Source organism: Brevibacillus centrosporus (assembly GCF_046622605.1).
Taxonomy (GTDB): domain Bacteria; phylum Bacillota; class Bacilli; order Brevibacillales; family Brevibacillaceae; genus Brevibacillus; species Brevibacillus centrosporus.
Map to the genome: position 1 here is coordinate 5643005 of NZ_CP176856.1, position 18931 is coordinate 5661935.

At 48.4% G+C, this 18931-nt stretch carries 15 protein-coding genes and 1 riboswitch; of the genes, 7 read left to right on the top strand and 8 right to left on the bottom strand.

Annotated features, from left to right (window positions below; translation table 11 throughout):
- Positions 1–2: 2 nt before the first annotated feature.
- Positions 3–590, bottom strand: coding sequence for a cupin domain-containing protein (locus ACLIN2_RS28250; protein WP_092271870.1), 588 nt, complete (start codon positions 588–590; stop codon positions 3–5).
- Positions 591–718: 128 nt separating this feature from the next.
- Here ACLIN2_RS28250 and ACLIN2_RS28255 point away from each other — a divergent pair, with 128 nt between their 5' ends.
- Positions 719–6712, top strand: coding sequence for an AAA family ATPase (locus ACLIN2_RS28255; protein ID WP_411502796.1), 5994 nt, complete (start codon positions 719–721; stop codon positions 6710–6712).
- Between the two features lie 55 nt (positions 6713–6767).
- On the opposite strand, the gene ACLIN2_RS28260 is transcribed toward ACLIN2_RS28255, so the two are convergent.
- On the bottom strand, positions 6768–7127 hold the full coding sequence (locus tag ACLIN2_RS28260) for a response regulator (protein ID WP_122926324.1): 360 nt from the start codon (positions 7125–7127) through the stop codon (positions 6768–6770).
- Between the two features lie 223 nt (positions 7128–7350).
- Here ACLIN2_RS28260 and ACLIN2_RS28265 point away from each other — a divergent pair, with 223 nt between their 5' ends.
- The 5 genes from ACLIN2_RS28265 to ACLIN2_RS28285 all read left to right on the top strand — a co-directional run bounded on the left by ACLIN2_RS28265 (position 7351) and on the right by ACLIN2_RS28285 (position 12896).
- The gene (locus ACLIN2_RS28265) at positions 7351–8742 is read left to right on the top strand and encodes an MATE family efflux transporter (protein WP_411502797.1); all 1392 of its coding nucleotides are present in this window, start codon (positions 7351–7353) and stop codon (positions 8740–8742) included.
- Between the two features lie 416 nt (positions 8743–9158).
- Complete coding sequence (locus ACLIN2_RS28270; RefSeq protein ID WP_400583562.1) at positions 9159–10112, top strand: ABC transporter permease; 954 nt, start codon at positions 9159–9161, stop codon at positions 10110–10112.
- Positions 10109–11053 (top strand): iron chelate uptake ABC transporter family permease subunit, encoded by a 945-nt coding sequence (locus ACLIN2_RS28275; protein ID WP_411502798.1) that lies wholly within the window; start codon positions 10109–10111, stop codon positions 11051–11053. Before ACLIN2_RS28270 ends, ACLIN2_RS28275 begins: the two co-directional genes overlap by 4 nt.
- Positions 11047–11805, top strand: coding sequence for an ABC transporter ATP-binding protein (locus ACLIN2_RS28280; protein ID WP_411502799.1), 759 nt, complete (start codon positions 11047–11049; stop codon positions 11803–11805). The genes ACLIN2_RS28275 and ACLIN2_RS28280 overlap by 7 nt, the downstream gene beginning before the upstream one ends.
- Before the next feature lie 113 nt (positions 11806–11918).
- Positions 11919–12896 carry a siderophore ABC transporter substrate-binding protein gene (locus ACLIN2_RS28285; protein ID WP_411502800.1) on the top strand — a complete coding sequence of 326 codons (978 nt, stop codon included), beginning with the start codon at positions 11919–11921 and terminating at the stop codon, positions 12894–12896.
- A gap of 225 nt (positions 12897–13121) precedes the next feature.
- On the opposite strand, the gene ACLIN2_RS28290 is transcribed toward ACLIN2_RS28285, so the two are convergent.
- The 6 genes from ACLIN2_RS28290 to ACLIN2_RS28315 form a co-directional block, all read right to left on the bottom strand.
- Positions 13122–13421, bottom strand: a complete 300-nt coding sequence (locus ACLIN2_RS28290) for a YxcD family protein (protein WP_122926318.1) — start codon at positions 13419–13421, stop codon at positions 13122–13124.
- Complete coding sequence (locus ACLIN2_RS28295; protein ID WP_092271896.1) at positions 13409–13855, bottom strand: hypothetical protein; 447 nt, start codon at positions 13853–13855, stop codon at positions 13409–13411. Before ACLIN2_RS28295 ends, ACLIN2_RS28290 begins: the two co-directional genes overlap by 13 nt.
- A gap of 119 nt (positions 13856–13974) precedes the next feature.
- Positions 13975–15351, bottom strand: a complete 1377-nt coding sequence (locus tag ACLIN2_RS28300) for an FAD-binding oxidoreductase (RefSeq protein ID WP_411502801.1) — start codon at positions 15349–15351, stop codon at positions 13975–13977.
- Between the two features lie 84 nt (positions 15352–15435).
- Positions 15436–16098, bottom strand: a complete 663-nt coding sequence (locus ACLIN2_RS28305) for a methionine ABC transporter permease (protein ID WP_092271902.1) — start codon at positions 16096–16098, stop codon at positions 15436–15438.
- On the bottom strand, positions 16098–17135 hold the full coding sequence (locus tag ACLIN2_RS28310; protein WP_092271905.1) for a methionine ABC transporter ATP-binding protein: 1038 nt from the start codon (positions 17133–17135) through the stop codon (positions 16098–16100). Before ACLIN2_RS28310 ends, ACLIN2_RS28305 begins: the two co-directional genes overlap by 1 nt.
- Positions 17136–17169: 34 nt before the next feature.
- Entirely contained in the window at positions 17170–18000 is an 831-nt protein-coding gene (locus ACLIN2_RS28315; RefSeq protein ID WP_400583543.1) for a MetQ/NlpA family ABC transporter substrate-binding protein, read from the bottom strand.
- Positions 18001–18131: 131 nt separating this feature from the next.
- Positions 18132–18236, bottom strand: a riboswitch (SAM riboswitch).
- A gap of 215 nt (positions 18237–18451) precedes the next feature.
- Here ACLIN2_RS28315 and ACLIN2_RS28320 point away from each other — a divergent pair.
- Positions 18452–18808, top strand: a complete 357-nt coding sequence (locus tag ACLIN2_RS28320) for a DUF2294 domain-containing protein (RefSeq protein WP_092271911.1) — start codon at positions 18452–18454, stop codon at positions 18806–18808.
- Positions 18809–18931: the final 123 nt, after the last annotated feature.

Sequence of the window (18931 nt, forward strand, 5' to 3'; positions counted from 1 at the left end):
TATTACGAGATACGCTGCTTTTCCTTTGTCGGAATATAGTACTTTTCCAACGTTTTTGCCGCACCCGTCCACGTAGAGAGCTTAGCCAACAAACCAAAGATTCCTTTTTGCAGAAAGAGAGGCAGATAGGGGACATAGAATGCTCCCATTTCAAAGAGAGTGCCCAAAAGCAGGATGTTCTTGGGGAGGTATTGCTTCAAAAATGGCATGTAGAAGCTTTTTCCGTCTGTATCCAGACCGTATCCGCAGCGTACAAAGGCCTCAAAGTTGCCAGCAGGACGAATTTCTACGTTAAAGCTGACCAATTCATTCGTGTTATTATTAAAGCAGTGATTCTTGTGCAGGGGAGCGACAGCTTTCTCTCCTTTTTGCAAAGTGATCGTTTTTCCGTCGACTGTTAGGTCTAATTTCCCCGTAACACCTTCAAAGGTTTCTACAAGTTCGGTATGATAGTGTAAGAAGATTCCAACATTGGGTGGAAGGTCTGTGCGGAATAAAAGATACTCTCCATTTGTTTCTTCCGTAGTCTTTAAAAAGGTTACGCTTTCCCCATTATGGGGATTTCCTACCGTACGACTTAAATTTGACATGACAATCCTCCCGAATATTATTTCGATAGATGGTGTTTTGTGTCAGAATATAGTTTAAATATAGATGATTCCAAAGCAACGAACAATACGGTAAGACAAAAGGCCTACCAAAATGGAGTGAAAAAAGAATGAGCGGCAAGTTATCGATTCCTGGATACAGGATTAAAGAATTCATCTCAAATCATGTAAATATGGGTATCTACCGCGCATTCAGGATCGTGGACAATTTGCCAGTGATCATTAAGACGCAACAAAAGGGGATCCCTCGCAATGATTCGATATGGAAGCTAAAGCATGAATATCGAGTGCTGGAGTCCATTCAATCCGATGCGGTCGAAACCCTCGTAGAGCTCGTACACAATGATAGAGAGACCTTGCTGATTACGGAGGATCACGGTGGCTTGCCGCTCTCGAGCTTGCTGAAAACACGACAATTTTCGACGATGGAGATTCTGACCATCGCTTTGGGGATTGCCCAATGCATGAAGACAATTCATGAGAAACGGGTCCTTCATAAAGATATCAACCCGATGAACATATTGGTTTACCCGGATACGCTGGAAGTGAAGCTGATCAATTTCGGCTTGTCTACAAGGCTCTATCAAGAGTATCAAAGTGCCATGAACCCAAAAGAATGGCAGGGAAATTTGCGATACATATCTCCAGAACAGACGGGGCGAATGAACCGGACGGTCGATTATCGTTCGGATTACTATTCGTTTGGGATCACACTCTATGAGATGCTGACGGGCAAGCCGCCGTTTCTTGCGACGGATGCACTGGAGCTGGTGCATGCGCATATGGCTCGAAAGCCCGTCCCCCCTAACCAGACACATCCATCGATTTCCCCGGTTTTATCTGATCTCGTATTGAAATGCCTTTCCAAAAATGTAGAAGATCGCTATTTGAGCAGCGCAGGACTCATCGCGGATTTGCAGCAATGTTTATCACAGCTGCAGACGGCTGGGTATATTTCTGATTTTTCGCTGGGTATGCAGGATCGTGCGGACAAACTGCATATTTCGGAGAAGCTCTACGGTCGGGAGCCGGAACTTGCCCTGTTGACCGAGTCCTTTGAACAGATCAGCAACGGTGCTACGCGTCTGGTCATGTTAAATGGCAGTGCAGGGGTAGGAAAGTCCGCGCTGGTGCGTGAGGCACAGAAAACCTTTCTTCAAGGAAAAGGCCGCTTCATCTCAGGGAAGTTTGATCAATTCAAGCAAAGCGCTCCGTATTCGGGGATATTGCTCGCCTTTCAAGACCTGATACGCCAGATCCTGGCAGGCAACGAACGAGAACTGCACATGTGGAGGGAGACGATTGCGGAGGCATTGCAGGGGATGGGGCAGGTAATCGTCGATGTCATCCCGCAGCTGGAGATGATCATTGGCAAGCAGCCGTCCGTGCCGGAGCTTCCTGCTGCAGAGGCAAAGAATCGCTTTCAAATGGTGATGCAGCGCTTTGTACGTATCTGGGCCAAGCCTGAGCATCCACTGGTTTTGTTTCTGGACGATCTGCAATGGGCGGATCCTTCCTCGCTGTTTTTGATTCAAGAAATGATCAGTGATCTGCAGGTCAGTCACTTTTTATTGCTATGCTCCTATCGCGAACAGGAGCAGGGTCAGCTGAATCCGCTGTTGAGTGCGCTAATCGAGATGGGAAGTCAGAGTCGTATCCTCCGCCAATTCTCCTTGCATCCGCTCGAGGTCGGAGAAGTATCGCATCTGCTGGCTGATTCCATTCAAGTGGAGCCGCAAGCAACACAAGCCTTGGCACAAATCGTTCACAAGAAGACTGCGGGGAATCCGTTTTTTACCCGTCAGTTCATCAAATCTTTGTATGAGAAGGGCCTGATGACATACGTCCCGGATATGGGCAAATGGGCGTGGAATCTAGAGGAGATCGAAAAGCTGGAAACGGCAGAAAATGTCGCCGATTTCCTGGTCGAACGGATGAGATTGCTGCCGATGCTGACCCAAAAGCTTCTCGCGCACGCGGCCTGCCTCGGCAATCACTTTTATCTGCACATGGTAGCCAAGGCACGAAATCTAAAGGAGTCTGAAACGATTCGCCATATATGGCCAGCTGTCGAGGAAGGGCTGCTGTACCCGCTGGAGGGAGACGGCTATTTAGCTTATACAGCGCTAGAAGAGGAGGATGCGGCTGCTCACAACAAGATTCATTTTACCTTTTTGCATGACCGTATTCAGCAAGCAGCGTACTCGCTTTTGTCCGAGGTAGAGCGTAAAATGGTCCATCTCAAGCTGGGAAGAATGATGAGAGAGCTGAGCAACTCCTACGAATCATCCCTTTTGTTTGAGATCTGCAATCATATGTACGAGGGAGCAGAACTCATCGATGAACAGGCCGAGCGCGTGCAAGTCGCGCGCTGTCATCTGCTGGCGGGCCAACGAGCCAAGCTATCCACTGCCTTTGATGCTGCGCTGCGTTTTTTTCGACATGGAACAGAGGTGCTTCGCGAGGAGGGCTGGGAAGCCAATCGCCAGCTCATGGTCGAGCTGTACACCATGCGGGCGGAAGCCGAGTATTTGTGCAACAACTTTGAGACAGCGGAGTCTTTGTTTGCGCTCGTGAAAGAGTATGCAAAGACCAATGCTGAGCAGGTGCGGATCTTGCAAATTCAGGTGCACATGTATACTACCCTGGCGAAGTTCCCTCTGGTTGTCGAGCTTGCCAGTCAGGCGCTGAAGCTGTTGGGAGTCCACATTCCAGCAAAGCCAGGCAAGCTGGACATTTTAAAAGAGATGTGGCATATCAAGAAAAATCTCAAAGGCCGCAAAGCAGATGAGCTGCTCTACATGCCTGACGTACCGGACGAAAACTATCGGATGGCAATGACCATGATCAGCTATGCGGGTCCCTCCTCTTACTTTGTCGACTTGAACTGGTTTGCCCTGACTATTTTGCGGGTGCTGCATCTTTCACTCGTACACGGAAATGATGTAGCCTCGGCCAACGGGTATACCGGATATGGGATCGTGCAAGCCACTCAGTTTGGGAAGTACCAGGAAGGATATGACTACGGGCTGCTCGCGTGCAGTGTAGCCGACAGCTTCCATGACCCGATCGCCATGTCCAAAGCGTACGGGGCGTTCGCCATCATGATCAACCATTGGCGGGATCATGCCAAGACGAACATTCCTCTCTTGAAAAAGGCGATCCAGCACGGGCTGGAAAGCGGCGGGAATATCTACGTCGCCTACAGTGCGCACGGTTTGCTGGAGGCGATGCTTTTCTGCGGTTCGCCGATCGAAGAATTGCATCAACAGATCGATCAGTATGAAGATTTGATCCGTCAGCTCAAGGTAGTCGATCACGATGACCGACTCTTGCTGCTCAAGCAGGCGCTCCACAGCTTGACCCACTGGGAGGACGTTGACCAGACGACTTTTTGCGCAGGAGACTTTGATGAAGAGGTGTACGTCCAAGCTCTACGGACGGAGGGTACCAACTATAAGCGCTACATGTACCACTACTACAAATCGATGGTGCATCTGCTCTACGGCAACTACCAGGAAGCTGCGCGGATGTCTACCGAGGCTGAGCAGTGGATCGAGACGGTCAGCGGTCAGCTGCTGGTCAGCGAGCACGTCTTTATACAGGCTTTGGCACTGACTGGCCTTTATCCGCAGGCTAGCTGGTCGGACAAGCAAAAGTATGGCAAAAAGATCAAAGCGAATTTGAAAAAAATGAAGAAGTGGGCCGCCAACTGTGCAGATAACTTCCAGCACAAATACTTGTTGATGTATGCGGAGTGGGTACGTGTAAATGGCAAGCCCGAGGCAGCGACGCCTTTCTACGAGCAGTCCATTCAGGCGGCGAAGAAGAGTGGATTCCTGCAAAACGAAGCACTGGCCTACGAGCTGGCTGCGAAACACTTTTTGCAAATGGGCATGAACACGGTTGCGAGGATTTACATGACGGAAGCGCATTTTGCCTATATGCAATGGGGAGCCGCAGCCAAAGCTAGAGATCTGGAAGTGAAGTACCAATATTATCTGGAGAGCACGGGCAGTCATCAGGCTATGACGAATATGGCTGTGGCAGGCAATACCCCGGATATGGTAGATTTCATGACCGTTATCAAGGCGTCGCAAACCATCGCGAGTGAAATCAAGCTGGACAGGCTGCTGACGACGATGCTGCGGACGGTTATGAGCAACGCTGGTGCCCAGCGAGGATTCATCATCCTGAAAAAGGACAGTGAGTGGTTCATCGAGGCGGCAGGCAGTATCGACGAGGACATGGAGATTTTGCAGTCGATTCCCTATGAGCAGGGCACTCTTTTGTCCGTCGCGACCGTCAACTACGTGATGCGAACAGAGGAAATGCTTGTCTTGCATGAGGCGTATGTGGAGGCGATCTTTTTCAAGGATCCGTACATCTCCAAAAACATGCCCAAGTCCATTCTCTGTGCGCCGTTATGGCAGCAAGGAAAAATGGTCGGGGTGGTTTATCTCGAAAACAACGAGTCGACCCATGTATTCAACGAGGGACGCACCGAGCTTTTGCGGTTGCTGTTCTCGCAAATTGCGACCTTCATTGAAAACGCCCGCCTGTACCATCAGCTGGAGCAGTGGAATCATTCCCTGGAGAAAATGGTGGGTGAGCGAACAGATGAGATCGAGTCGTTGCTGCGTGCCAATAAAAACCTGCTAAACAATGCGGGACAGGGTTTCCTTTCATTCGGCAAAGACCTGCGGGTTCACTCCGAGTACAGCCGGGAGTGCGTGCGGATTTTTGACAAGGAGCTGGCAGGACTTTCTGTAGCCGAGCTGTTGTACCCGCAAAGCAAGGAGGACCAGGGCTTTATCCAATCCTTACTGAACAAGTATTTTCAGCTGGAAAATCAAGCACAAAGAGAGCTGTATCTCAGTCTGTTTCCAACAGAGATCACCGTCAATCAACTGCCATTGAAGCTGGAATGCAAGCAGATTGACGAGGGCCGGGGGGAGTTTTCCGGTGGCTTGATGCTCATTTTGACGGATCGAAGCGAACAGCGGGCGCTGGAGAATAAAATGGAGCAAGAATGGCAGCGGATGAAGATGTCTGTCACCGTCGCAATCAGTCTTGAACTCTTTCAATCCGTTTTGAAAGGCTTTACCTCCTTCGTTGCGAATGAGTGGAAAGCAATCTGGAGGGAAGCAGGTGCACCTGCGGAAAAAATGTATCAGATCATCAGCCGCCTCCATCAGTTCAAGGGAGATTTTAGCCAATTTTATTTGATTCATACACCGCGAAAGATACATGACATGGAATCCAGATTGTCCGAAATGTCCAAGCAGGTGGAAGAAGATAAAGTCATGGAAAGCGAGATTCAAAACGGGATCGACTCCATTTGTGCAGCGATCGGGCAAGATATGGATCTCATGAAGCAGCAGCTGGGGAAGGACATTTTGCAGGTAAATGAGCAAACGATCTCCTTTTCTGCGGAGAGGTGGAGTGCATTCTCTGACCAGCTGTCGTCGCTTTTGCAGGAGGAGGGACATGGCCACTTGCGCCAGGAGTTTGCCCAGCTCCACGATCGTCCGATCACTGAGCTGATGTCCCGGTATGGCGAATACGTAGCGAAGGCATCTGAGAGGCTGGAGAAGCGAGTCTACCCGTTGCAGATCGAGGCTGATGATATTTGGGTGGATCCGAAACGTTTTGGACGTTTTATCAGCAGCTTGATCCACGTATTCAGCAATGCCTTGGATCATGGCATCGAACAAGAGGAAGAACGTTTGAGGCAAAACAAGGAGCGGTGGGGAACGATCCGCTGCCAGGTCAAGCGCGAGAATGACTTCATGCACATGATCATTTCAGATGACGGCAAAGGTGTGGACATGGACCGACTCAAATTATTGGGACAGGAAAAAGGGTGGGTGGATTTACGGAGCGATCAGGACTGGCTCAATACGCTGTTTATCGAGGATATTAGCACGAGCAAAGATCATGTCACGGAATGGTCCGGCAGAGGCGTTGGTCTATCAATCGTAAAGCGGGAGGTCGAGCGGCTTGGAGGAACAGTGGAAGTGAATACCCGAAAAGGGAATGGGACTCGCTTTCACTTCCGAATCCCGCTCACAGAAGCCGAAAGCACTTTGCAGCCCACGTAAAAAAGCCCTCCAGTGCATCGCGTTCTTGGAGGGTGGAACGTTTTTCGTTGATCGTTTAGATTAGGGCATTTTCGATGGTGACCAGAAGCTTCTCCTCGTTGATGGGCTTGATAATGTAATGTGTGGCACCGGCAGAGACTGCTTCAAAAACAAGCGGCTTTAGGCCGTGGGAGCTCACCATGATAATTTTTGCATCGGGGAATCGATTGATAATCATTTTGACGGTTTCGATTCCATTCATCTCTGGCATGTTGATGTCCATGGTCACTAGGTCTGGCTTGTAGGCAATGTACTTTTGAAACGCTTCGGTTCCTCTGGTTGCTTCTGCGACGATCTGATGACCCGCTCGTTCCAGCGTAACTTTCAGGTATTCTCGAACGACGATGGAGTCATCAGCAATAAGTATCCGTGCCATAAATCCTCCTGAAGTGCGTCCAGCCAAGTAGTGGGGGGATATCCCTTTAACAATACCATTGGTAGGAAAAACGTCGCAAGATAATTATAGGATAATCTGCCCAGAATATAGGGAATATACGTCAAGGATAGATAAATTTCATGTAAAGAAACAGCCAAAACGCTACAATCGGTGCAGCAATCGGTGTAAAATGGCGCTACCAATGCCAAAGAAAGGTGACACCATGGACACCCAGACTGAACCCGTTTCGTTGATGGCCAGTGAAGCAAAGGGCCTGCGACTCTTCTCTTTAACCTGGCCCATTTTTTTGGAGCTGCTATTGTTTACCTTGATCGGGATTACTGATACCTTCATGCTTAGCGGCGTTTCCGATGAGGCTGTATCCGCCGTAGGTGCAGCCAACCAGTTCGTCTTCATTGCCATTCTCGTATTAGAGGTCATTGGACATGGCGCTTCCATAGTCGTTTCGCAGTACATTGGATCACGGAAGCTTCAGGAGGCAGCAAAAATTGGCGCGATCGCCGTCACCTTAAATTTGGCGATAGGGATTCTGATCAGCGTTTGTTTTTTGCTGTTCGGAAACACGCTGCTCGTGGCGATGAATCTGCAAGGCGAGATCCTGTCATTGGCAAAGTCGTACATAGCGATCGTTGGGGGAGGTTTGTTTCTACAGGCCTTGATCAATACGCTGGCGAGTTTGATTCGCACGTACGGGTTTACGCGAGAAAGCATGCTGATCTCTTTGGGAATTAACATCGTGCACGTCGGAGGGAACTATCTGCTGATTTTTGGAAACCTGGGTTTTCCAGAGCTCGGGGTAGAGGGGGCGGCGATTTCTACCGTCTTGAGCCGAGGTGTAGGGCTGCTCGTCTTTTTCTGGGCGTACTACCGGTTGGTCGATTGTAAAGTCACTTTTCAGGATTACATCCAAATCAACAAATCCTACGTCCGTAAAATTTGCCGAGTCGGAATTCCCGCGGCATTTGAACAAATTACGTACAACGGCTGTCAGTCCATCTTTTTGTACTACGTGACTTTTCTCGGAGCTGCGGCTCTTGCGTCCAGACAGTATGTATCGAACATTTCGATGCTGATTTACTTGTTTAGTGTCGCGATTGGAATGGGGACAGCGATTATCACGGGTAGATTGGTGGGGGCAGGCAGGAATGATGAGGCGTACGGGCAGGTCTGGAAAAGCCTGCGTTGGGGATTAATCTGTACGCTGATCATCAATCTGCTCGTCATCTTGTTTCGGGAGCCGATCATGGGACTGTTCACAAAAGATCCGGACGTGATCAGAATCAGTACACAGGTGATTTTGCTGAGCATTTTCCTGGAGAGCGGACGGGTATTCAACATCATTTTGATCAGCTCCTTGCGCGCAGCCGGTGATGCCAAATTTCCCGTCTATATGGGATTGATCTCGATGGTGGGTGTGAGTCTGCCCCTCGGGTATGTCCTGGCGTTTCAGGCCAATCTCGGGTTGGCAGGTGTGTGGCTGGCTGTAGCTGTGGACGAATGGATACGAGGAGTCGTGATGTTTTTCCGCTGGCGCAGTCGGATCTGGGAGCAAAAAAGTCTGATAGAGCAGGAACAAGTGCCGTTACCTCGTTGAAGGTAGCGGCTCTTTGTTGTGTGCAGGCGAATGGATGTCCATCTTCACTTGTCGCCCCCCACATCCAGGTGTCCTGCCAGTTTCCCACGCACTTTTCTCAGAAAAAAGTGCAGCTCGATGAGATCGTTCATTTCCTTTTTTTCCACTTCTTCTGGTTGGACAAATCTCTCGCTGTGATCGTGCCTGCCCCAGACAGGATAGGTACTAAAATCCGAGTCAAAATAGTTAACGCAATAACACTCATCCTTTCAATCATGACTTTTCGGCGACAATTCAAAAAATATATTAGCCGACTAACAAAAAAGTTCTTTAATCAGCAATAAAGAAATGCTAATATAGCAAATGAGATGCAATTGAGAATGAATCTCTTTATTACTGAGAATGAATATCTTTACTGGGGAAAAGTAGGGAACGCGATGAAGAAGAGATATTTAGTTATAGCACTCATCCTGCTGTCGATAGCTTCCTTGTTTATTGGTGTGAAGGACATTTCTCCGCTGGAGCTGTTCGATCTCGCGGAAGAAAAGACGCAGGTAATGTGGATCAGTAGAGTCCCACGTTTGATCAGTATCATCATCGCTGGTGTCAGCATGAGTATCGTAGGTTTGATCATGCAGCAGCTGACGAGGAACAAATTCGTATCGCCTACCACGGCCGGTACGGAGGATTCTGTCCGATTCGGTATCTTGGTCTCGATGATGCTGTTCACAGACGCGAGCCCACTGCTGAAGATGCTGGTAGCTTTCGTGTTTGCTTTGCTGGGTACGTTTGTTTTTATGAAGATTCTCGATAAGGTCAAGTACAAGGATTCGATTTTCATTCCATTGGTTGGTTTGATGTTTGGGAATATCATCGGTTCCATCACGACGTTCTTCGCCTACAAGTACGACCTTATTCAAAATATGTCTGCGTGGCTGCATGGGGATTTTTCCTCGGTTTTGAAAGGCAGCTACGAACTGCTGTATGTCAGTATTCCGCTCGTCATCATCGCGTACCTGTTTGCCAACAAGTTCACGATTGCAGGCATGGGTGAGGAATTCGCCATCAACTTGGGTCTGAACTATAAGCAGGTAGTCAATATCGGGCTTTGTATTGTAGCTATGGTGACCTCCGTCGTGATTCTGACGGTCGGGACGATTCCGTTTTTAGGCTTGATTATCCCTAACATTGTGACGTTGTACCTGGGGGATAACCTGAAAAAAAGCTTGGCCCACACTGCTCTCTTAGGTGCCGTATTCGTACTGGTCTGCGACATATTGGGACGCCTGATCATCTTCCCTTACGAAATATCCATCGGATTGATGGTGGGAGTAATCGGTAGCGGGATCTTCATTTTCCTACTTATGAGAAGAAAGGCGTATGACCGATGAAAGCGAAGATATGGGTTTTGGCGATCATCGCCATCGTGCTAATAGCCATTTTTATGTCCATCGATGCAGGAGGAAACTGGGATTACGTTCTTCCACGCAGGTTTAAAAAGATTTTGGCCATCGTATTGACGGGCGGCATCATCGCCTTTTCCACGATGGTATTCCAGACCATCACGAACAACCGTATCCTTACCCCGAGCATCATCGGATTGGATTCGCTGTATTTGTTCATCCAGACCTTTGTCATCTTTGTCTTTGGATCGACCCATATGACGTTGATGAACAAAAATATCAACTTTTTGCTTTCAGCGGGGTTGATGGTACTCTTTGCAGGGCTGCTGTACAAATGGCTCTTTAAAAGAGAAGGGCAAAACATTTACTTTCTGCTGCTGATTGGGCTCATCTTCGGGACCTTGTTCAACAGCCTGTCCACGTTTATGCAGGTGCTGATTGATCCGAATGAATTCCAAGTGGTTCAGGATAAAATGTTCGCCAGCTTTAATAATGTGAACAGTGATTTGCTGATCATCAGCGTAGTTCTCTTGATTGGCGTGACGCTGTACTTCAAGAAGTACATAAAGTATTTGGACGTACTGTCGCTGGGAAGAGACCAGGCCATCAATCTGGGTGTCCCCTACGATTTTGTGATTAAGCGGTTTTTGATCATCATTGCGATTCTGGTATCGATCGCGACTGCGCTCGTGGGTCCTATCACCTTTTTAGGCCTATTGGTAGCCAATCTTGGGCATCAGGTAATGAAAACGTACCAGCACAAGTACTTGATAGCTGGCTCGGTGCTGATCAGCATCATTGCGCTGGTAGGCGGCTTGTTAATTGTAGAGCGCGTGTTTACGTTCTCCACAACCTTGAGCGTCATCATCAACTTCATCGGTGGGGTTTACTTCATCTATCTTCTGTTAAAGGAGAATAAATCATGGTAGAAGTCCGGAATGTCTCGAAACAGTATGGAAGCAAAAATGTCGTGGAAAACGTTTCGCTGAAGATCGCCAAAGGGAAAATCACGTCATTCATCGGGCCAAATGGCGCGGGGAAAAGCACCCTGCTGTCCATGATCAGTCGTCTGCTGTCGAAGGATCAGGGAGAGATACTTTTGGAGGGAACCGAAATCAGCCAATGCAAGAGCAACGATCTGGCCAAGAAGATTTCGATCCTGAAGCAGACCAATCACATAACCATCCGCTTGACGATTCGCGAGCTGGTCAGCTTTGGCCGCTTTCCGTATTCGCAGGGCAACCTGACCAAGGAAGATTGGCGGTATGTAGATGAAGCAATCCGCTATATGGAGCTCGAGGACATTCAGCACAAGTATTTGGATCAGCTGAGTGGCGGACAAAGACAGCGTGCCTATATCGCGATGGTCGTCGCGCAGAATACAGAGTACATTCTCCTCGATGAGCCATTGAACAACCTGGATATGAAGCATTCCGTGCAGATCATGAAAGTGCTGCGACGTCTCGTAAACGAGATGGGGAAAACCGTCGTTATTGTCATCCACGATATCAATTTCGCTTCATGCTATTCCGACTACATCGTTGCACTAAAAGACGGCAAGGTCGTAAAGGAAGGGACGACAGAGGAAATCATCAGCGCCCAGACCTTGAAAGATGTCTATGACATGGATATTCAGATCCAAGACATCGACGAAAACAAAATCTGCGTGTACTATGCCTGATTTTGTTTTTCTTACACTTGAGAATGAGAATCTTTTTCTTTCATTAAAATTATTATGATGGTTTGTCCATCAGTAATTTTATATAAACCCAATCTTACGTAGAGGTGATAGAAGTGAACAAGAAATGGATCATGATGTTTATGGCAGTTCTGCTGGCAGTATTTACAGCAGCATGCGGATCAAATAGTGCAGCACCAGCACCAGCACCTGCTCAGAATGCAAAGGCTCCTGAGGCATCGAATGAAGAAGTCACAATCAAACATAAACTGGGCGAAGCAAAGCTGAAGAAAAATCCGAAAACCGTTGTTGCATTTGACTATGGTGTTCTGGACTCATTGGATAAATTGGGCATTGAAGTAACAGGGGTTGCACAAGCCAATGTTCCTCCGTACCTGGAAAAGTTCAAAGACGCGAAGTATACCAACGTAGGTAGCTTGAAGGAGCCAGACTTCGAAAAAATCAATGCCATGAAGCCGGATGTGATCTTCATCTCCGGTCGTCAGCAAGAAGCTTACGAGGAATTGAATAAAATCGCACCAACGATCTTCCTGGGCGTAGATACATCCAAATACATGGATTCCTTTACGGAGAACATGAAAACATTGGGTACGATCTTTGGGAAAGAAGCACAAGTAGATGAAGAATTGGCGAAAATCAACGAGTCCATCAAAAAACTGAATGAAAAAGCAACTGCCAGCGGCAAAAATGCACTGATCGTACTTGCAAACGAAGGAAAACTCAGCGCATACGGCCCAGGCTCCCGTTTCGGTATTTTGCATGACGTGTTTGGCTTTGCAGCTGTAGATAAAAACATCGAAGTATCCACGCATGGTCAAAGCGTTTCGTTCGAATATGTTGTAGAGAAAGATCCAGATTATCTGTTTGTCGTTGACCGCACTACGGCAGTTGCTACAAACAAAGATGCAGCGACTCCAGCACAAAAAACGATAGAAAATGACTTGATCAAAAACACAAAAGCATATAAAAACGGTCAAATCATATATCTCGATGCGAACTACTGGTACCTCTCCGGAGGCGGACTGGTGTCTACCGCTAACATGGCGGATGAAATTTTGGCCGACCTGAAATAAGCAGCAGAACCGAAATACAAGACCACTCTCAACCACAGCTTGAGGGTGGTCTTCTTTATTTTAAGGCCCACCCTGCCCGTGACTTGGTGTGCATACACCTGCTGTGGGAAGAGGTCATCCACTGTGTGATGGCAAAACCCAATGTGGCCATTCCTCTTGGGAGTGGACAACAGAAAAAGCCAACCCGTTAACGGATTGGCTTTCCTTGAAACTGGTAGGAGCCCTTTAGCCCTGATAGGTTACGTAGGCGAGAATGCCTTCTTCGTCGTCCAGCACCAGCTCGATCCCGGCAGAAAAGGGATTGCGCTGAAGCTGTGTCTCCAGATAGTAGCGGATGGCTTCGATCAGGTTGATCTCGATGAAAACCTGCTTCCTACCCATGGTATAGACCTCGGCGGAGAAGCCGTACTCCTCGTCCCACATCAGTTCAACCTCGACCTCTTGCGGCTGAATCTGCTTCTTGCTCGCCACATGCAGGCAGATGGCGTTGATCAGGACTTGCTCATCAAACTTTATCTTTTCCATGCGTTCATTTCCTGTTTCTTCTGGCGTTGCGTCTTAAAGTAAACGAATACTTTGCGGATCAGGACGATCAAGGCAACGATCGCCAGCATGTTGATCAGGAAGCCGAAGATGGCACCCAGTGCACCCATATTGCCAAACAGTCCACCGAACAGCATACCGGCCAGTCCACCAACCAGAAGACCTTTCATGAAGCCGCCGCTTTTGCTTGGAGCTGCAGTGGAAGGTGTGCTTGCAGGAGTTGTCGTGCCTTTATTCGTCGTCGTGCTGTTTAAGTTGGAATCACCTTTTGTAGGTGTTTGCGTGTTCGTTGGAGCCGTATTGGAATTAAAGGATTTTTTCCCGGATTTGTAGCCTTTTGCGTCCGCATGATCAATGAATCCGCCAGATGCGAAAACGAGTGTTACGGCAACCAAAAGCATGAGCAGTTTTTTCATGTGTTTGTAGTAGCCCCTCTCTTAGATATGACCCTATAGACATAAGTGTACACGAATATGTCCCGGATTACCACCAAACATTCCGTGAACAATATGGTAAACGGACGCGTCAGACGCAGTTAATCCAGGATTTTGCCCGGATTCAGGATGTTGTGGGGATCGAACTGCTGCTTGATCAGCTTCATCCAGGGAAGCGTGTCCGCATGCTCTTTTTGCAGGTACTTTTTCTTCCCGATGCCAATGCCGTGCTCGCCTGTGCAGGTACCGCCTTTTTGCAGGGCGTATTCGACGATTTTGGCATTGACCTCCTCGGCCAGCTGTACTTCGGCTGGATCCTGCTTGTTGAACATCAGCGTGGTGTGGAAGTTACCATCGCCCACGTGACCTAAAACACCGCCAGCCAGTCCGCTTTGATCGATGACCTCGCGAGCATAGACGACCGCTCCTGTCAGTTCGGATAGGGGGGTGCATACATCCGTAAGCATCATTTCTTTACCGGGGAAGCCGTGCTTGAAGGCGTAGGCGAGATTATGGCGCGCTTCCCATAGTTTTGCCCTTTTTTTGGAATCTGTTTCAACCAAAAAGTCGATAGAGCCATTTTCTTCGAGCAGCTCTTGGGCAAAGGAGACATCGTGCGTCAGTCCAGCCTCATTGCCGTGAAATTCGAGGAACAGGGTAGGCTGCTCCAAATATTCCGTTTCGCTATGCAGATTCACTTGGCGGATCGAGGTGCTGTCCACCAGCTCGACACGGGCAATGGCAATTCCGGCTGCCAGCAAGGACATTGCCCCATCGACAGCCTGTTTAATCGTAGGGAACGTCGCACGACCAGCGATGACCGTTTCAGGAATGCCGTACACCTTGAGGGTGATTTCCGTGAATGCGCCCAGCGTACCCTCCGAACCGACAAACAAACCGGTGAGATGGTAGCCGGAGGAGGATTTGGCGGAAAGGCCGCCTGTATGAATGATGGAGCCGTCAGCCATTACGACTTCGAGGTCACGGACTTGGCTGCGCATGATGCCGTATCGTACGCTGGTCGTGCCGCTTGCATTCGTAGCTGTCATGCCGCCGATAGTCGCATCTGCACCTGGATCTACGGGGAAAAAGAGTCCGTGCTTTTTCAAAGCGGCATTGAGCTGTGTGCGTGTCACACCTGGCTGTACGCGCACGAGAAAGTCATCGGGACGCACCTCAATGATTTGGTTCATCTGCTGAAAATCGATGGAGATACCGCCTTTAAGCGGGATGCAATGTCCTTCCAGACTGGAGCCCACCCCAAAAGGAACAACGGGAATACGGTGTTCATTGGCGTATCTCAAAATGGCCGATACCTCTTCTTTCGTAGTCGGAAAAACAACGACGTCAGGGAGTACCGGTGTATGATGGGACTCGTCCTTGCTGTGCTGCTCGAGCATGGTTTCATTAGTGGTTGCACGGTCGTCTGCCGTGATTTTTTTCAGATCCTCTAAAAGCGTATGGGGGATGCCGTTCATTTTTGAATGCCTCCGTTTCAATGTTCGTCTCTATTACGATCATACAAGAACCCCTAACCGTATGACAGTTAGAGGTTCGATGAATTAGGAACTCTTTTTCAGTTTTCTCGCAGCCCAGTTGCCTAGAGATTGAATCAGCTGAACCAGGACGACGAGGATCACCACGGTAATGACCATCACTTCGATGTCCCAGGATTGGTAGCCGTAGCGAAGTGCCAGGTCACCCAAGCCGCCTGCACCGACTGCACCTGCCATCGCAGTTGCTCCGATCAAACCAATCGTGGCGATCGTCAAGCAAAGGACGATACCCGGACGTGCTTCACGAAGCATGATGCGGAAAATAATCTGCGTGCGAGATGCGCCCATCGCCTGGTAAGCTTCGATTACGCCGCGATCTACATCGTGTAGGGCTGTCTCCATCAAGCGAGAGATATACGGCGCCGTGTACACGATTAGGGGAACGATCGCCCCCTCGATTCCGATGGAAGTGCCGACGATCAGCTCCGTGAACGGAATGATCGCGACCATCAGGATGATGAAGGGGAGGGAGCGTACAACGTTAATAATGGTATTTAAGGTGTGGTAAATCCATTTGTTCGGAAACAAATGATTGCCTTGCGTGATCACGAGCAGAATCCCCAAAGGAATCCCCACCAATGTCGCGATGACCAGGGAGAAGCCGACCATGATGATCGTCTCCTGCAAAGACTGTCCAAAAACCGGGATCATTTCTGCCAAACGTTCCATTAGTTGCTTCCCCCCTCTCGAGACACGATATCTACGTTATAGACAGAATCGCGTAGAAACTGGATGCCTGCCTCTACATCTTTTTCCTCACCGGAAATGTGCAGGAGCAGGATGCCCAGTGCCGTTCCTTTTATGGAAGTAATCGATCCGTACAGCAGGTTGGTGCTGACCGGAAAACGAGCCGACAAAGTACCGAGGACAGGATCGAGTGCAGCATCGCCGCGGAAAGCCACGCGAAGGATCTTGGCGGCAGGGCCACTCTGCTTGATGTTGTCTACAATCTCGCTTGGTACATTGTCATCAAAAATGGTCTTGATGAAATTCTTGGTGGTTTGCTGCTGTGGATTGCTGAAAATATCGAGAACAGAGCCTTGTTCGATGACCACACCGTTTTCCATGATCGCTACGTTGTCGCAGATTTTTTTGATGACCTGCATTTCGTGCGTAATCAGCACGATGGTCAGATTGAATTTCCGGTTAATGTCCAGAAGAAGCTCGAGAATCGATTCGGTCGTCTGCGGGTCGAGGGCAGAGGTAGCTTCGTCGCACAAAAGAATCTCCGGATCCGTCGCCAGGGCGCGAGCGATCCCAACGCGCTGCTTTTGACCACCCGACAGCTGGGAAGGATAGGAGTTTGCTTTGTCTTCAAGCCCAACCAATCGCAATAGATCTTCTACCTTCTTCTTGATTACATCCTTTGGTACCCGGTTCATTCGCAAAATCTCGGCTACGTTGTCAAAGACGTTATAAGAGGATAAGAGGTTAAAGTGCTGAAAGATGATCCCGATCTTTTTGCGGGCATTGCGCAAATCCTTTTCTTTCAACGAGAGCATATTTTGACCGTTGACGACGACGGAGCCGCTGGTCGGCTTCTCGAGCAGGTTGATCGTACGAAGCAGGGTGCTTTTCCCTGCTCCGCTGAAGCCGATCACGCCGAAAATCTGTCCTTTCTCCACGTTCAAGGTGACGCCCTTCAAGGCTTGAACCTGCTTGTTTCCTACTGTATACGACTTATGGATGTCGGTTAGCTGTATCATCTCTCCAGTCTCCTTGTTGTTCGATATTTAGTGCTTACCAGGATGGGAGCACAGCTCCTTCAAAATGTTCGTCGATGAACTTTTTCACTTCTTCCGAACGATAAATCTCAACCAGTTTTTTCAGTGCAGGGTTATCTTTGTTTGCTTCGTTTGCAGCCAAGACGTTTACGTATGGAGAATCGGATGTTTCAGAGAAGATGGAATCCTTTTTTGGACTGTAGCCAGCTTCCATAGCAAAGTTGGTGTTGATGCTCGCCAATTCTACGTTGTTCAGGGAGCGTGCCAGGAAAGCAGCTTCAAGTTCTTTAAATTCCAATTTTTTCGGGTTCTCGATGATATCCAATGGAGTTGCGTTATTGCCTACGCCATCTTTTAGTTTGATCAGACCGGCTGCTTGGTACAGCAACAGTGCACGAGCACGGTTTGTTGGATCGTTTTGGATGCCCACTACACCGCCTTCAGCGACTTCTTCCACTTTCTTGTGCTTGGTGGAGTAGAGACCCATTGGGAAAGTTACTGTTTTGCCAATTTCGACAATTTTAGTTTTGTGGTCTACATTGAATTTGTCAAGGAACGGAATGGTTTGGAAGCTGTTTGCATCCAGATTACCTTTATCGAGAGCTTGGTTTGGCTGTACGTAGTCATTGAATACGACGACTTCAACTTCCAGGCCTTGAGCTTTTGCGACCTCTTTTACTTTGTTTAGGATTTCTTCGTGAGGACCGGCAGTTACACCGACTTTCACTTTTGTTTGTTCGGCAGCTGCGCCATTTGCTGCTGGTGCAGCTTCTTGTTTTGCGCCGCAAGCAGTCAGCAAGGATGCTGCGAGCAGTAGTGTGCTAAGCAAAATTCCCGTCTTTTTCATGATGAATTTCTCCCCTTTTTTCTATTGAGTGTGTATGTTTTGAAAAATAAAACCATGAGGGTAAAAGAAAAACCTCTTCCCGAAAGAAGAGGTTGTCGTAAACTGTCAGAGTTAGTCAGTTACTCATGCCTCTCTTATCTTCCGGAAATTCTCCCGCTGGATTTGGCACCATATCTAATAGGAGATAGGTTGCCGAGGCTTCATAGGGCCAGTCCCTCCGCCTCTCTTTATAAGAGATTGAGATATGAAGTTTAATAAGGTGCAATTCTCATTTGGATAGTAGGATTATATCTCGCATTTTTATGCATGTCAAATGTTATTCGACAACTTTCTCGCATTCTGAATTTTGGTAAATCGATCAAAATACGAATGATTACTTGATAATGACGTTTATCATATGTATAATGAGAAAAAATCAATAACCTTGATACTTACTCTCGTAGGTGATGTCATGACTTTACAGGACACAAACGAAAGCAGAAAAAGGCTGTCTGCCATCTACAACGAGATAGCCAAGGAGTTGTTCGGATTTGGGACAACTTTACTGAGAGTAACTATCGAAAATAATATCGTCACCTTCTATGCGAAGCATCGGCGCTCACCGCGTTCAGCTGCATTGGAAGGGGAGGCGCCTGCTCTGAAGCTCGAGGTCGATTTCCGAATGTCGCTGCTCTATAAAAAGAAGCTGCGAGAGCGTTTGGAAGAAGAGATGAATCTCGACATGGAAGCAGTTTTGAGGGATTACGACGCGGCTACGCAGATCGCGATCACCAATGTGATTTTGGCTGAACCACAATCGAATACCTAACGAAGTCGTTCGGATTTTCCCTTTGGATCTATCTGAGGGGAAGACCGATGACAACGGAAAACGGGTGTCGCTACTCTTTGTTTACGAAGAAAAGTGCTCTTGTTTAGAATGCTACGTTCTAAT

What these genes read in the sequence shown, in the direction of transcription:
- ACLIN2_RS28250 (WP_092271870.1), bottom strand. Translation starts at nt 590, where the DNA reads ATGTCAAATTTAAGTCGTACGGTAGGAAATCCCCATAATGGGGAAAGC.
- ACLIN2_RS28255 (WP_411502796.1), top strand. Translation starts at nt 719, where the DNA reads ATGAGCGGCAAGTTATCGATTCCTGGATACAGGATTAAAGAATTCATC.
- ACLIN2_RS28260 (WP_122926324.1), bottom strand. Translation starts at nt 7,127, where the DNA reads ATGGCACGGATACTTATTGCTGATGACTCCATCGTCGTTCGAGAATAC.
- ACLIN2_RS28265 (WP_411502797.1), top strand. Translation starts at nt 7,351, where the DNA reads ATGGACACCCAGACTGAACCCGTTTCGTTGATGGCCAGTGAAGCAAAG.
- ACLIN2_RS28270 (WP_400583562.1), top strand. Translation starts at nt 9,159, where the DNA reads ATGAAGAAGAGATATTTAGTTATAGCACTCATCCTGCTGTCGATAGCT.
- ACLIN2_RS28275 (WP_411502798.1), top strand. Translation starts at nt 10,109, where the DNA reads ATGAAAGCGAAGATATGGGTTTTGGCGATCATCGCCATCGTGCTAATA.
- ACLIN2_RS28280 (WP_411502799.1), top strand. Translation starts at nt 11,047, where the DNA reads ATGGTAGAAGTCCGGAATGTCTCGAAACAGTATGGAAGCAAAAATGTC.
- ACLIN2_RS28290 (WP_122926318.1), bottom strand. Translation starts at nt 13,421, where the DNA reads ATGGAAAAGATAAAGTTTGATGAGCAAGTCCTGATCAACGCCATCTGC.
- ACLIN2_RS28295 (WP_092271896.1), bottom strand. Translation starts at nt 13,855, where the DNA reads ATGAAAAAACTGCTCATGCTTTTGGTTGCCGTAACACTCGTTTTCGCA.
- ACLIN2_RS28300 (WP_411502801.1), bottom strand. Translation starts at nt 15,351, where the DNA reads ATGAACGGCATCCCCCATACGCTTTTAGAGGATCTGAAAAAAATCACG.
- ACLIN2_RS28305 (WP_092271902.1), bottom strand. Translation starts at nt 16,098, where the DNA reads ATGGAACGTTTGGCAGAAATGATCCCGGTTTTTGGACAGTCTTTGCAG.
- ACLIN2_RS28310 (WP_092271905.1), bottom strand. Translation starts at nt 17,135, where the DNA reads ATGATACAGCTAACCGACATCCATAAGTCGTATACAGTAGGAAACAAG.
- ACLIN2_RS28315 (WP_400583543.1), bottom strand. Translation starts at nt 18,000, where the DNA reads ATGAAAAAGACGGGAATTTTGCTTAGCACACTACTGCTCGCAGCATCC.
- ACLIN2_RS28320 (WP_092271911.1), top strand. Translation starts at nt 18,452, where the DNA reads ATGACTTTACAGGACACAAACGAAAGCAGAAAAAGGCTGTCTGCCATC.